Below are 14,617 nucleotides of genomic sequence, written 5' to 3'. Positions count from 1 at the left end.
TTTTGGCTTCGCAAGAAACTGGGTGACGAATGAAAAACGAGAATCTACAGCAAAAAAATCAAACGGTATCATCCTCAATTGTGGTCGCGTTGGACTACGCCAGTCAGGATGCCGCACTGGCGTTTGTTGACCGTATCGATCCGCAGGATTGCCGATTGAAGGTTGGCAAAGAGATGTTTACTTTATTTGGCCCCCAGTTCGTGCAGACGTTACAACAGCGCGGTTTTGATGTGTTTCTCGATCTGAAATTCCACGATATCCCCAACACCGTTGCACATGCCGTAGCGGCAGCCGCCGATCTTGGCGTGTGGATGGTCAATGTCCATGCCAGTGGCGGTTCACGCATGATGGCTGCGGCGAAAGAAGCGCTGGTGCCGTTTGGTAAAGGTGCACCGTTGCTGATTGCCGTAACTGTGCTAACCAGCATGGACGAAGACGATCTACGTGGGCTTGGCATTACCGTTAGCCCAGCGGAGCATGCGGAAAGACTGGCTGTGCTAACCCATAATAGCGGGCTGGATGGCGTGGTGTGTTCCGCACATGAAGCGCAACGGTTGAAGCAGGTATGTGGGCAGGTATTTAAGCTGATCACGCCGGGTATTCGCCCCGCAGGCAGTGACGTTGGCGATCAGCGCCGTATTATGACGCCGATTCAGGCACAGCAGGCGGGTGTGGATTACATGGTGATTGGGCGTCCGATCACCCAATCGTCCGATCCGGCTCAGACGCTGCGTGATATTCGCGCGTCGCTGTTAAATGGTTCTGCATCATGAATCATGATAAGAACAGTCAACTGGTTTACTCTACAGAAACCGGGCGAATTACGCCGGAAGACGAAAAAATCGTTCGACCGAAGGGCGATGGTATCGTGCGCATCCAGCGTCAGACGAGTGGACGCAAAGGGAAGGGCGTATGCCTGATTAGCGGTCTCGATCTTGACGATGTTGAGTTGAATAAGCTGGCTGCGGAATTGAAGAAAAAATGCGGCTGCGGCGGATCGGTGAAAGAAGGCGTAATCGAAATTCAGGGAGACAAGCGCGACCTGCTAAAACAGCTTCTGGAAGCGAAAGGCATGAAGGTTAGGCTGGCTGGTGGCTAAGTATAAAGCAGCAGGTTTACTCCCGTGAACCTGCTGCTATAAATTCGTTATTAATCGACCTGACGGCCAATCAGCCCACCAATCGCGGCACCGCCCAATGTTCCTAATGTTCCACCATCCGTCAAGATAGCTCCACCTACCGCCCCCGCACCAGCACCAATGGCAGTATTGCGGTCACGTTTTGACATGTTTGAACAGCCCGCAAGCGTAACAGCAAGCGTAATTGCCAGAGCGGCCGTTGCAACGCGTTTGTTTAATTTCATTTTCTTCCCCTTTCTGCTCTTAGTCTCACGTTTCTTGTGAGGAAAATATCGAACAACGTACTTTTTACGGTATTAAATAAAGGAACTGACCTTTTACTGCTTGGTGACAAGTATAATCATCGGAAAAAACTGCAACAGGTAAAAACTCTTAATTCCCCAGCGTTATGTTAACGATAGCAATAATTGATAAAGCTGGCTGTTTTTTGTCCAATTCTGTGGGGTGTCTCTTTCTTTTTCCCATAGCAGAACACCGCTAGGTCTTTAGCGATTTAGCCCATAGCGACGAACCCATCAGGCCGCGAGAATGGTGTCATCGCGCCGATGGGAGACTGATTATGTTAGAAACGCTAAAAAAACAGGTGTTGGAAGCCAATCTGGCCTTGCCGCAGCACCATCTGGTGACGTTCACTTGGGGAAATGTCAGTGCGGTAGATCGGCAGCGCGGCCTGATGGTGATCAAACCTTCCGGCGTGGAGTATTCGGCCATGACGCTGGAGGATATGGTTGTCGTCGAGCTGGAAAGTGGAAAAGTAATCGAGGGGACGAAGAAGCCGTCGTCAGATACCGATACTCACCGTGTGTTATATCTGGAGTTTGCTGATATTGGCGGTATTGTGCATACCCATTCTCGCCATGCCACGATTTGGGCGCAGGCCGGTAAAGACATCCCCGCCTGGGGTACGACGCATGCGGACTATTTTTATGGCGCCATTCCCTGTACTCGCCTGATGACGGATGAAGAAATAAATGGCCGCTATGAATGGGATACGGGAACGGTGATCGTCGAAACTTTCCGCCAGCGCGGCATTTCTCCGGTGGATATCCCTGCTGTATTGGTTAATTCGCATGGCCCCTTTGCGTGGGGCAAAGATGCCGATAACGCTGTGCACAATGCTGTGGTTCTGGAAGAGCTTGCCTACATGGGAATTTTCTCGCGCCAGCTAACACCTCAGCTGGGTGAGATGCAGCAAACACTGTTGGATAAACACTATTTACGCAAACACGGTAAAAACGCGTATTACGGGCAGTAAACTTCAGTAGTTCCTCTTCGGTTTACCTCAACGACGCAACGCCGTTGCGTCGTTTGAGTCACATGTCGTCGCGCCTAAACTGCACGAATTCAACTCTAATCCCCTAAAACGTTATCTTTGATTAAAAAAATCCCTCCACGCGGGAGGGATTGAAGAATATATGCCGATGACGTTTAAGGCTGAGCGCCGTCCCGTAAGACAATCGGCGTCTCTCTTGCCGTTGGGACATTGCTGTTGAGTGCACGACGAATGACGAAGAATGCGGAAACCAGCATTGTCACTGCCACCAGCATGAAGAACCCGCACAGTGCGGCGTTAATTTGGTTACTGAAGACGATGGTTTCCATGTCTTTAATCGATTTTGCTGGTGCGATCAGCGTGTTCTGTTCAATACCCGCCGCGAAGCGTTTTGCCTGAGCCAGAAAGCCGATGCTCGGTTTCTCATGGAAGATTTTCTGCCAACCCGCCGTCATCGATGTAATAAACAGCCATACGGTAGGGACGATAGTCACCCACGCATAGCGCTGTTTCTTCATCTTAAACAACACCACGGTGCCGAGAATCAGCGCCATCGAGGCCAGCATCTGGTTACCGATACCGAACAGCGGCCATAGCGTGTTGATACCGCCCAACGGGTCGATCACGCCTTGATACACGAAGAACCCCCAACCGGCTACAGCAACGGTCGTACCGGCCAGGTTCCCCATCCAGGAATGGCTGTTAGCTAATCTTGGAATCGCAATACCGACCAAATCCTGCACCATGAAGCGACAGGCGCGTGTTCCGGCGTCAACGGCGGTCAGAATGAATAGGGCTTCAAACAGGATCGCGAAGTGATACCAAAATGCCATCATCGCCCGGCTGTTAAAGATTTCCGTGATGATATAGGCCATGCCCACCGCGAAGGTCGGCGCACCACCGGCGCGCGAAAGAATAGAGGCTTCGCCGACGTCATTGGCAATGGCGCTCAATTCCTGCGGGGTAATCACAAACCCCCAGCTATTAATGGCCAGTGAGGCACTTTCAACCGTGCTACCGATTAGTGCAGCGGGTGAGTTCATGGCGAAGTAGATACCCGGTTCGATAACCGAGGCACAAATCAGCGCCATGATGGCCACGAAGGATTCCATCAGCATTGCACCATAGCCGATGAAGCGGATATGGCTCTCGCGTTCAACCAGCTTCGGCGTGGTGCCACTGGAAACAAGGGCGTGGAAGCCGGAAATCGCGCCGCAGGCGATGGTAATGAACAGGAAGGGGAACAGCGAGCCTGAGAAGACGGGTCCGCTGCCGTCAATAAAACGAGAAACAGCGGGCATTTTCATTTCAGGCATCGCGAACACGATACCGAAGGCTAACCCGATAATGACCCCGATTTTCAGGAATGTAGAGAGATAATCACGCGGTGCCAGCAGCAGCCAGACGGGCAGGACTGACGCAACGAAGCCGTAGATGACCAGTACCCAGGTAAGCGATGTACCTTTCAGCGTGAAGAACGGCCCCCAGTAGGGATGTGCGGCGATATTGCCGCCGTAGACAATCGCTAGCATCATCAGCACAAAGCCGATGATGGACACTTCCGCGATTTTACCCGGACGTAAAAAGCGCATGTAAACGCCCATGAAAAGTGCGATAGGGATGGTAGCAGCAATGGTAAACAATCCCCACGGGCTTTCCGCCAGTGCCTTAACGACCACCAGCGCCAGCGCCGAAAGAATGATGATCATGACGCCCAGAGCGCCGAGCATGGTGATAATACCCGCAAACGTGCCCAGTTCCTGTTTCGCCATTTCACCCAATGAACGTCCGTCCCGACGCGTGGAGATAAACAGCACCAGGAAATCCTGCACGGCACCCGCCAGCATCACGCCGACCAGAATCCAGATCGTACCGGGGAGGAACCCCATCTGGGCGGCGAGGATCGGCCCAACCAGCGGACCGGCACCAGCAATGGCGGCGAAGTGGTGGCCGAACAGCACCCATTTATTGGTAGGAACGTAATCCAGACCGTCGTTATGACGCTCTGCCGGGGTCAGTCGGCGATCGTCTAGCTCAAACACTTTTTTGGCGATAAACAGGCTGTAAAACCGATAGGCGATGCTGTAACAGGATACCGCGGCGATAACCAACCATACGGCATTGACGTGCTCACCGCGGCTTAGCGCCAGCGTGGCGAACGAAAAGGCGCCCGCCAGGCCGACCAGCAGCCAGATCACAATGCTCTTTACGTTACTCATAACAACGGCTCCTTCGTTATTCAGAAAGGGTATACCGTAATACTTCAAGCTGCATGTGCGTTGGCTTCTCTTACTCACCCCAGTCACTTACTTGTGTAAGCTCCTGGGGATTCATGCGTTTGCCGCGTTACGAGACTCATAATGAGCCTCGCCCTCGCGGGCCAATGCTTTGCATTGTTCAAAACGTCAACGTTTTGTCCTGCAACTCGAATTATTTGAGGTATATGGCGCGAGTGTTAATACAATTTAACAATAGTGGGTTTGTTGACGAAGAGAAGCGAATGGATGAGAAAATGTGAGCGAACGTGAATTTCTGTAAAGAAACTTAAAGGCTAAACAATGGCTAACATGTAGAAGCGGTAAATCAGAGGCCCTGCTGGGGATAATTCAGTGGCTGGCAGGGCCGATGCGCTTAAGGCAGGACATTTCCGGCTGCGCGGTAAATCTCGTACCATTCTTCGCGGCTGAGCGACAACGTAGATGCTGCGGTGATATCACGGATACGTTCCGGGCTCATGCTGCCAATAACGACCTGCATGGTGGCAGGGTGACGCAGGATCCACGCCGTGGCGATCGCAGTGTTGGTGACGTTATGGTGCTTGGCGATGAGATCAATCGTCGCGTTTAGCGTGGGGAATTTCTCATTATCGAGAAAAGCGCCGTCGAAAAAGCCGTACTGGAAGGGAGACCAGGCCTGAATCGTCATCGTATTCAGACGACTGTATTCCAGAATTGCACCATCGTGGTTCACCGATGCTGGGTTTGTCATATTCACGTTGAAGCCAGCATCAATCATGCCCGTGTGCATAATGCTGAACTGTAACTGGTTGGCGATAAGCGGCTGGCGTACGGATTGCTTCAGTAGCTCAATCTGCAACGGGTTCTGATTGCTGACGCCGAAATGGCGAACTTTCCCACTGCTTTCCAATGCATCGAATGCGGCAGCGACTTCGTCAGGTTCAAACAAGGTATCCGGGCGGTGCAGCAGGAGCATATCAAGATAGTCTGTTTTTAAGCGTTGCAGGCTGCCTTCAACGGACGCGATGATGTGCGCTTTGGAAAAATCAAAAAAGCCCTTACGGATACCGCATTTGGATTGCAGAAAAAGCGATTCCCGGCGGATGGACGTCTTCTGTAAACCTGCGGCGAAAATCTCTTCCGACAAGCCTGAGCCATAGATATCAGCGTGATCGAAGAAATCGATGCCAGCCTCAACGGACGCATTGAGAATGGCAGCCGCTTCATTCGTGCTTTTCTTCGCCATTCGCATGCAGCCCAACGCAATGTTGGAAGCCTGTATCGCGGATGTGCCGATTGTTATTTTCTTCATCGGGAACACTCCTGTTAGTAGAGTTGCACGCCTGTCGTTGACGGCTATAAAAGCGGATCAGACGCCGCTATATCGTTGATAAATCATGTAGCGGATAAAAGATGATGACGCGCGGGTCAGTTCACGACGAATGCCCGCGCGGAGATGCGGTATGACTATTATGCGGCAGGTTTCGCCACGATGCTGCGGGTTTCCAGACGGACTTCAGCGATGATGACGTCCAGCGTATCTCCCTGGCGATAAACCACTTCACCTTTCACCGTGAGGATCCCCATTTCCTGGCTGCACACCAATTCATCGCGCACGGCGTGGATAAAGGAGGATGGGATAAACGCCACTGCGCCGTTATCCAGCAGGCGAACGCGCAGTCCACCGCGTGTCACGTCAATGATTTCCGCGTTGAAACGAATATCTGTACCCGCTTTATCTTTGAGGTAGCGGGCGTACAGCCAGTCGCCGACATCACGTTCAGCCATACGGTTAAGGCGACGGCGCTCGGCCAGTTGTACTGTAACGTCGTCTTGCGGTTTTTCCGCAGCCTGTCCAGTGATAACCGCTTTCAGCAAACGGTGGTTCACCATATCGCCGTATTTACGGATCGGAGATGTCCAGGTGGCATAGGCTTCCAGCCCCAGACCGAAGTGCGGTCCCGGTGTGGTGCTGACTTCGGCAAAAGACTGGAAGCGACGAATACGGCTATCCAGGAACTGTGTCGGCTGAGCATCCAGCTCACGGCGCAACGTGCAGAAGCCATCGAGCGTCAACAGCGTTGGTGCGTCGGCCTGAACACCGTGTGTGTCCAGTACGGCGACGGCTTGCTCAATCGAGGCAGGATCGAAGCCGTTGTGCACGTTATAGATACCGAAGCCCAGCTTATCGCGCAGCACAATGGCCGCACAGACGTTGGCTGCAATCATGGATTCTTCAACGATACGGTTGGCGATACGGCGGTGTTCGATCACGATATCCAATACGTCGCCTTTTTCACCCAGTAGGAAGCGATAATCCGGGCGATCTTTAAACACCAGCGCGTGTGTGGTGCGCCATTCACTGCGTGCCAGACAGAGGCGGTGCAGTAAACGGATTTGTTCGGCAATCGCCTCGTTCTGCGGCTGCCATTCGCCTTGATTTTCCAACCAGTCAGAGACGTTGTCATACGCCAATTTGGCTTTGGATTCGATCGAGGCGGCAAAGAAGTGGATATCGTCACCCAGCGCACCGTCGGCGGCAATCGTCACGCGACAGGCGAGGACAGGGCGCCGCTCGTTCGGGCGCAGGGAACAGATATCGTCCGACAGTGAGCGCGGCAGCATCGGGATGTTGAAGCCGGGTAGATAGTTAGTGAAGGCGCGCTGGCGTGCAATGTTGTCCAACTCGCTGCCTTCATCCACATACGCGGTTGGATCGGCGATAGCGATCGTTAATTGCAGGGAACCGTCACCGTTGTCCTGCACATACAGCGCGTCGTCCATATCTTCGGTGCTGGCGCTGTCGATGGTGACAAAGTTCAATGCCGTCAGATCTTCACGGACGAGTTCGCCGTCATGACGTTCAGTGGTTTCAACGTCTGGGGCAGATCGCTCCAGATTGTGGCGTGACAATGTCACCCACCACGGCACCAGCGGATCATCGCCCGTGGTGATGTATTGCGTCAGTTCAGCATGAAATCCACGGTCGCCCTTCAATGGGTGACGGCGCATTTCTGCGACAGCCCAATCGCCTTCCTGAAAATTGTCTGTGACATCACGCGCGGCACGGCAAGGAATTGCCTCTTTCAGCAGCGGATGGTCGGGGGTAATTGATAAGCGATCGTCTTTTTTATGGATGCGCCCAACAAATCGACTCAGGAAGGGTTCGATCAGCGTTTCTGGCTCGACAATTTCCCGATCTTTTTCCGTGTGCAGGGTGGCAGTAATCCGATCGCCGTGCATCACTTTTTTCATATGTGGAGGGGGAATGAAATAGCTTTTTTGTCCGTCAGCCTCAAGAAAGCCAAATCCCTTATCGGTACCTTTGACGACACCTTCAACACGCGGTGTCTGAGAGTGAAGTTGCTGTTTTAGCTGTGCAAGCAGCGGATTGTCTTGAAACATAGCGTCCAGAAATACGATTGTGAGTGGCTCAATTAGCAGTTCACAGTTTTACTCGAATCAGGTGCTGGCGGCAAGAATAATCGGGGATGGCGCGGCCGGATAACGGTAGCGAAAAGGCGGATAAATACGAATAAAGTCAATGCTGATTGGAGTAAAACCCCATCGTGTGCGCCATTGGTTTTGCAACGCGACAGGGGGGTATGCTATGACGTAGACCTTAATGAATAGGTTCTCAGGCGATACGCAGTAGCGATTCCGCCTGCGTACTGCGACGAACGCTAACGGGCACCGACTTAGAGGTCGGCGTGTGCGTTTCATCGCCAAAGCTGGACAGTGGCACCAGCGGATTGGTTTCTGGGTAATAGGCCGCCAGATTACCGCGCGGAATATTGTAGCTCACCAGCTTGAAGCCGTTGACGATACGGGTAATACCATCGTTCCACAGCGTCTCGATATCGACCAGATCGCCATCTTCCAGCCCTAACGCGGCAATATCATCCGGGTGCATGAACAGCACTTCTCGCTGACCATAAACGCCGCGATAGCGGTCATCCAGACCATAAATCGTGGTGTTGTACTGATCGTGCGAGCGCAGAGTTTGCAGTGTAAAAGGCACATCACTGCCTTGTAGCTGTGGGAACAGCGTATCGGGCAGCGCGGCATGACTGAATTGGGCTTTGCCGTTGAGGGTATTAAAGCGGAGTTCGGCAGCCGCATTGCCGAGATAAAACCCGCCCGGCAGATCGCAGTTGGCATTGAAATTCGTGAAGCCGGGAATGGTGGCGGCGATATGGTCGCGGATACGTGAATAATCGTCTGCTAGCGCCAACCAGTTGAGCTTTTCATTGCCGAGAACTGCGTTGGCAATACCGCAAACAATCGCTGTCTCCGAACGCTGCAATGGCGAAAGCGGTTGTCCGACGCCCTGTGAGGCGTGCACCATGCTGAATGAATCCTCGACGGTAATAAACTGCGCACCGCTGGCCTGCCTATCGAGATCGGTGCGGCCGAGTGTTGGTAGAATTAGCGCGTCAACCTTGCCAGTAACCAAATGACTGCGGTTGAGCTTGGTGCTGATATGTACGGTCAGATCGCAACGGCTCAGTGCTGCTTCGGTGCGTGCCGAATCCGGTGCGGCGGCGGCGAGGTTACCACCTAGCGCGATTAGCACCTTAACCTCATCGCGCAGCATGGCTTCCAGCGCTTCTACCGTGCTGTGGCCTGCGGCGTAAGGGGGTGTGAAATCATAATGCGCAGCCAGACGATCGAGAAACGCAGCAGCCGGCTTCTCATCGATCCCCATCGTGCGGTTACCCTGCACATTACTATGACCACGTACCGGACACAGCCCCGCGCCCGGTTTCCCCAACTGCCCAAACAACAGTTGCAGATTTACGATTTCCCGAACGGTAGCGACGGAATGCTTGTGCTGGGTAATCCCCATCGCCCAGGTGCAAATCACGCGCGGCGACTGCTGATAAATCGCCGCGACATAGCGCAACTGCGCTTCGCTTAGGCCGGACTGCTGTTCGATTTTCTGCCAGCTTGTGCCGTCGACAACGGCCAGATACTCGTCCACCTGTTGAGTATGCGTGGACAGGAAATCCTGATCGAATAACCCCGACTCGCCGTCAGACAGACGCTGATGATGTGTCTCCAGCAGCGCTTTCACCATGCCACGCACGGCGGCCATATCACCGCCCAGATTGGGTTGCAGGTAGGTTTCGCTGATGGTGCCGGACAGCGGCGTGAGCAGTTCCAGCGGATTCTGTGGATTGGCAAACCGTTCCAGACCGCGCTCGCGGAGCGTATTAAACGAGACAATGTGGGCACCGCGATCGGCGGCATGACGCAGGCTGTGTAGCATACGTGGGTGGTTGGTGCCGGGGTTCTGACCGAAGACGAAAATCGCGTCAGCGTGTTCGAAATCATCCAGTCGGATAGTCCCTTTACCGACGCCAATACTCTGTTTCAGGCCGATTCCGCTGGCTTCATGGCACATATTCGAGCAGTCAGGGAAATTGTTGGTGCCCAGCATGCGGCCAAAGAGTTGATACAGATAAGATGCTTCATTGCTGGCTCGGCCGGACGTATAAAGCTCCACCTGATTAGAGTGAGCCATATTACTGATGTGGTGAGCGATCAGCGCAAAAGCGGCGTCCCAGTCGATGGGAACATAGCGATCGCTGGCGCGGTCGTAGCGCATCGGGTGGGTTAAACGCCCCTGATACTCAAGGAAATAGTCACTTTGCTGGCGTAGTGTCGTGACGCTGTGGGCGGCGAAGAAATCCAGATCGACCGCTTTACGCGTCGCTTCCCAACTCACCGCTTTCGCGCCGTTTTCACAGAAACTGAACGTGCTGCTGTTGTCATCACCCCAGGCGCAGCCGGGGCAGTCAAATCCTTTCGATTTATTGACCCGCAACAAGTTTCGGATATTTTTCAGCGCTTGCTTGCTATCGAGGACAAAACGCGTAGTGGCTTCCAACGAGCCCCAACCGCCAGCCGCATTGCGGTATGGCTTGATAGATGGTTTGAATTTCATGACGTATTCCGCAGGTGAATAAACCCGTCATACTTCAAGTTGCAGGTGTGTTGGCTGCGATACTCGGCACACTTACGTGTGCCTCACCCCGTTGGGGCCACTGCAAGCAGCGTTCAAATCCGCCTCTGGCAGATTTGTCGCTCACCCCAGTCACTTACTTATGTAAGCTCTTGGGGACTCGCTGCGTTGCCGCCGGCCTGAAACTCGAATTATTTAGGGTTTTGTTTTTTTTATGTGAACAAAACTTTAAATGTTTGCTCATGTTTTGAAGTTTAGGTGCCGTCGGCGATCGCGTCTAATCAAATGCGGCTATGGTGGGATAGAGGCGGTTTATCGGTATACTTGTCGCTTACCCACTACAGAGTCTGGCGATGGATATTAAACAACTGCAATACCTGTGCAATTTGGAAAAAGAGCGCCATTTTGGCCGGGCAGCGGAAGCCAGTTTTGTCAGTCAACCAACGCTCTCCATGCGGTTGAAAAATCTGGAGCGGGAGTTGGATCTGGCGTTAATCAACCGGGGTAACAACTTTGAAGGTTTTACGGCCGAAGGCGAGCGCGTGCTGGCCTGGGCGCGGGAAATCGTCTCGGTATATCAGGGATTGAAACTGGAAGTCGCTTCGCTGAAACGTGGTGTAAGCGGGGTATTGCGCATCGGTGCGGTGCCGCAAAGCAGTATCGCGCTGTCTAGCCTGCTGGCAGCGGTGAATAAGGAATATCCACAGCTGGATTTTCAAATCTCGCTGTTCAGTGCGGATCAACTGCTGGAAGCGCTGAATGCCCATTCAGTGGATGTTGGCATCGGCTTTTTTGAGTTGTCAACGCTAGAGGAACTGCACTTTCAGGCGTCGCCGCTAACGGAGCAGGGCGTTGACCTGTTGTTCCATCCGCATCATTTCCCACAGTTGGTGGGGGATGCGCCACTGGCGCTCGATACACTTTCTGAAGTGCCACTTTGTCTGGCGGAAGCCAGCCGCTATTTCCGTCGCTATCTGGATAGCCATTTTCGTGAAATGGGCGTCTCGCCGTGGGTAAAGGTGGAAAGCGCTTCCGTTCTGCAATTGATCCAAAGCGTCTACGTTGGGCTTGGCTGTGGGATTGTGCCCCACGGTAGCCTGATCCCAGAGATGACGCCCGCGTTAACGCAGCGGCCGCTGCAATTTCCCCCGATGCACCGCCAGCCTGCCGTCGTCATCGCGCAGGCGGGCAGAGCGACGGCATTGGCACAGAATTTCTTTGACGTCGCACAGCAGTGGTTGCTGACTCAGTCATAGAGGCTTTTATCCTGCACCGGGGCAACGGATTTGCTGGCGCGAAGCCGCCTGACGGACTGACGAATCACCAGTGTACCGTTTAGCAGCAGGTTACCGACAGGGGCGTCGGGGCGAATCAGACGATATTGCAGCAGTCTCACAGCCTCTTCGCCCAGCGCCTCACGCGGCACGAGTACCGACGTTAGCGGCACGTCGTGAATCGCGGAGAGATTGAACCCATCCATGCTCATCACCGAGATGTCCTGCGGTACGCGTAATCCCGCCTTGTTCAGCGCATTCACCGCCCCAACCGCGATAAAGTCACCGCCTGCCAGAATCGCCGTGGGCCATTTATCCTGAGGGCAACGGGCTAAAAAATCGCTCATCGCGCGTTCTGCATCCGCCGTGCTGAAATTATCTAACGCCAGCAAATGCTCTTCTGGGGAGAAAGGAAGATTATGGTGCTGATAAGCATCGCGGATGCCGTCCAGACGCAGCTCCATTGTGTAACGACGCAGGCATAACAGCGTCAACACGGTATGGTGCCCCTGTTCAAAAAGGTAGTGGGCAGAGAAATCGCCAATTAGCCGATGCGCGGGGGCGACACCTGGCAACCTCATCTTACGGTCGATACAGTTAATCAATATGCAGGGCTTACCGCTGTCCGCCGCCAGTGCGTGAATGTACGGGTCGTCAATGCCGATAAGCAGGGCGGCCTCCGTGGCGGGATCGCGCATTTTGTCTAAAAATAGCGCCACGTCGCTGTCATTTTCTTCCAGCCCGCAGTATCGCACTCGCACATCATGGGGCTTCAGGGCATCAATAATGCTCTGTACCACCTTGTGATAGAAAATGTCGGACCGAATATCAAATGCACGCGGCGGGGCAAAGATAGTCAGTCCATTCAAGAGCAGGCGACCATTGGCGAGATCGGTCAGCACCCCGCACTGGCGAGCACAGTTGAGAATGTCCTCTTTAGCACGCTCGCTGGTATTGGACTGACCGGATAACACGCGTGAAACGGTGCTGATTGAGTAGCCTGTCCGCTGCGCAATTTCACGTATTTTCAGGTTTCCTTTCATTTTGTGATCCCGTTCACCTTCGAAAATGACAATATTTTCATTGCTAACTATCGCCTGTTTTCAGGTGATGTAGGCAGGTTTTTGCCTGCATTTTGACCATAGCATGAAAATGTTTTCAAAAAAGTGAGTATTTCGCGATTTTCAATTGTTTTACTCTCAATTTGGTTAACCAATTTCAGTAGGCAGATACGATAGAAATAGGATTTAAATTAATAATTACAATGATATAAAAATGGTTTGATTGTTCGATAGGCGATAAATACAAAAATGCTGTCGAGATATCAGACCAATGTAACCCTACATTCCTGTATAGGAGTCACCATGAGTCTCGATATCAATCCGTCCTCCATCGCTACCAAAGGTAAACGGACATTCAGAAATCTGCGCTGGTGGGTGCTGAGTCTGTTTCTGCTTGGTGTTACCGTTAACTACATCACACGCAATTCGCTCGGTATTCTGGCTCCAGAACTGAAAACCAGTATGGGCATTACCACCGAGCAATACTCATGGATTGTGGGTGCATTCCAGTTGGCGTACACCATTTTTCAGCCGCTTTGCGGCTGGCTGATCGACGTCATCGGCCTGAAAATGGGCTTTATGATTTGTGCGGTGATATGGGCATTGATGTGCATCTTCCACGCGGGAGCGGGAAGCTGGGTACACCTTGCGATTCTGCGTTTCTTTATGGGGGCGTCCGAAGCTGCCGCAACACCAGCGAACGCTAAAACGCTGGGCGAATGGTTCCCTAAGAAAGAGCGACCGATTGCGGCCGGCTGGGCCGGTGTCGGTTTTTCCATTGGCGCGTTGCTGGCACCGCCGATTATCGTCGTCGCGCATGCCTATCTGGGCTGGCAGGGCGCGTTTATGTTCACGGGTGGGCTGGCGCTGCTGTGGGTGGTGCTGTGGTGGCTGTTCTACCATAACCCGGAAGATCACCCCAATTTAAGCCGCGAAGAGCTGGATTTCATCCGTCAGGATAATGAAGCTCCGCCGGTCAAACTGCCTTTCTTTACCGCACTGAAAACCGTTTCAAAAAACAAACGCTTTTACGGTATCGCTATTCCAGCCTTTATGGCGGAACCTGCGTGGGCCGTGCTCAGCTTTTGGGTACCGCTCTATCTGGCGAATGAACGCGGTATGGATCTGAAGCAAATCGCGATGTTTGCGTGGCTGCCGTTTCTTGCTGCCGATCTGGGCAGTGTCGCCAGCGGTTACCTCACCCGACTCTACACCCGCTGGTTCGGCTGCTCGCGTGTTAACTCGATTGTGGCTAGCTCGGTAACGGGCGCATTTCTGATGCTGTCGCTGGCGCTGGTCGCCATCAGCAAAGATCCGTGGGTAGCGATTCTGCTGATTTCCATAGGCGGGTTTGGCCATCAGGTGATTTCCTGCATGTTGAGCGCACTGGTCGTGGAATCGTTTGATAAAGGGCAGATGGCAACCGTGAACGGGATGCGTGGTTCGTTTGCGTGGATTGCCAGCTTTCTGTTCTCGCTGCTGATTGGCGTCACCGCCGACAAGATTGGGTTTAATCCGCTGTTTGTGGCGATGGGATTCTTTGATCTGATTGGTGCCGTCTTCCTGATTGCGTTTATTGCTGAACGCCGCGGGAAAACGCGCTCACAGGCGTAACGGCTTATGGCGGCCGTTTAAGAAGCAAGATACACGGAGCGACCACGGGGCG

General features: G+C 53.2%; 11 protein-coding genes. 5 read left to right on the top strand and 6 right to left on the bottom strand.

Annotated elements, in window-relative coordinates; all coding sequences use genetic code 11:
* Nucleotides 1–29: 29 nt before the first annotated feature.
* Nucleotides 30–773 (top strand): orotidine-5'-phosphate decarboxylase, encoded by a 744-nt coding sequence (pyrF, locus tag KP22_RS06115; RefSeq protein WP_039323092.1) that lies wholly within the window; start codon nt 30–32, stop codon nt 771–773.
* Nucleotides 770–1,099 (top strand): stress response translation initiation inhibitor YciH, encoded by a 330-nt coding sequence (gene yciH / locus KP22_RS06110; protein WP_039323090.1) that lies wholly within the window; start codon nt 770–772, stop codon nt 1,097–1,099. Before pyrF ends, yciH begins: the two co-directional genes overlap by 4 nt.
* Before the next feature lie 50 nt (nt 1,100–1,149).
* Here the strand turns inward: yciH and osmB are convergent, their stop codons facing one another.
* Nucleotides 1,150–1,362 carry an osmotically-inducible lipoprotein OsmB gene (gene osmB, locus KP22_RS06105; RefSeq protein WP_039299282.1) on the bottom strand — a complete coding sequence of 71 codons (213 nt, stop codon included), beginning with the start codon at nt 1,360–1,362 and terminating at the stop codon, nt 1,150–1,152.
* A gap of 335 nt (nt 1,363–1,697) precedes the next feature.
* Between osmB and araD the strand changes: the two genes are divergently transcribed.
* The gene (gene araD, locus KP22_RS06100) at nt 1,698–2,393 is read left to right on the top strand and encodes an L-ribulose-5-phosphate 4-epimerase (protein ID WP_039299285.1); all 696 of its coding nucleotides are present in this window, start codon (nt 1,698–1,700) and stop codon (nt 2,391–2,393) included.
* Between the two features lie 173 nt (nt 2,394–2,566).
* On the opposite strand, the gene KP22_RS06095 is transcribed toward araD, so the two are convergent.
* The 4 genes from KP22_RS06095 to KP22_RS06080 form a co-directional block, all read right to left on the bottom strand.
* Nucleotides 2,567–4,630 (bottom strand): carbon starvation CstA family protein, encoded by a 2,064-nt coding sequence (locus KP22_RS06095; RefSeq protein ID WP_039323087.1) that lies wholly within the window; start codon nt 4,628–4,630, stop codon nt 2,567–2,569.
* A 412-nt stretch (nt 4,631–5,042) separates the two neighbouring features.
* The gene (locus KP22_RS06090; protein ID WP_039323084.1) at nt 5,043–5,960 is read right to left on the bottom strand and encodes an aldo/keto reductase; all 918 of its coding nucleotides are present in this window, start codon (nt 5,958–5,960) and stop codon (nt 5,043–5,045) included.
* A gap of 158 nt (nt 5,961–6,118) precedes the next feature.
* Nucleotides 6,119–8,053: an exoribonuclease II gene (locus KP22_RS06085; protein ID WP_039323080.1), complete on the bottom strand. Its 1,935-nt coding sequence runs from the start codon at nt 8,051–8,053 to the stop codon at nt 6,119–6,121.
* A gap of 232 nt (nt 8,054–8,285) precedes the next feature.
* Complete coding sequence (locus tag KP22_RS06080) at nt 8,286–10,598, bottom strand: FdhF/YdeP family oxidoreductase (protein ID WP_039299297.1); 2,313 nt, start codon at nt 10,596–10,598, stop codon at nt 8,286–8,288.
* Between the two features lie 371 nt (nt 10,599–10,969).
* On the opposite strand from KP22_RS06080, the gene KP22_RS06075 reads away from it, so the two are divergent.
* On the top strand, nt 10,970–11,872 hold the full coding sequence (locus KP22_RS06075) for a LysR family transcriptional regulator (protein WP_039299299.1): 903 nt from the start codon (nt 10,970–10,972) through the stop codon (nt 11,870–11,872).
* Here the strand turns inward: KP22_RS06075 and KP22_RS06070 are convergent.
* Nucleotides 11,863–12,933 (bottom strand): LacI family DNA-binding transcriptional regulator, encoded by a 1,071-nt coding sequence (locus tag KP22_RS06070; protein ID WP_039323076.1) that lies wholly within the window; start codon nt 12,931–12,933, stop codon nt 11,863–11,865. The two genes, KP22_RS06075 and KP22_RS06070, sit on opposite strands and share 10 nt — an antisense overlap.
* Before the next feature lie 321 nt (nt 12,934–13,254).
* On the opposite strand from KP22_RS06070, the gene KP22_RS06065 reads away from it, so the two are divergent.
* A complete protein-coding gene (locus KP22_RS06065; protein ID WP_039323073.1) occupies nt 13,255–14,565 on the top strand; it encodes an MFS transporter in 1,311 nt (436 codons plus the stop codon).
* Nucleotides 14,566–14,617 lie beyond the last annotated feature (52 nt).

Origin of the sequence: Pectobacterium betavasculorum, from assembly GCF_000749845.1 — a bacterium.
Lineage (GTDB): Bacteria > Pseudomonadota > Gammaproteobacteria > Enterobacterales > Enterobacteriaceae > Pectobacterium > Pectobacterium betavasculorum.
This window is presented reverse-complemented; position numbering and strand designations above follow the sequence as displayed.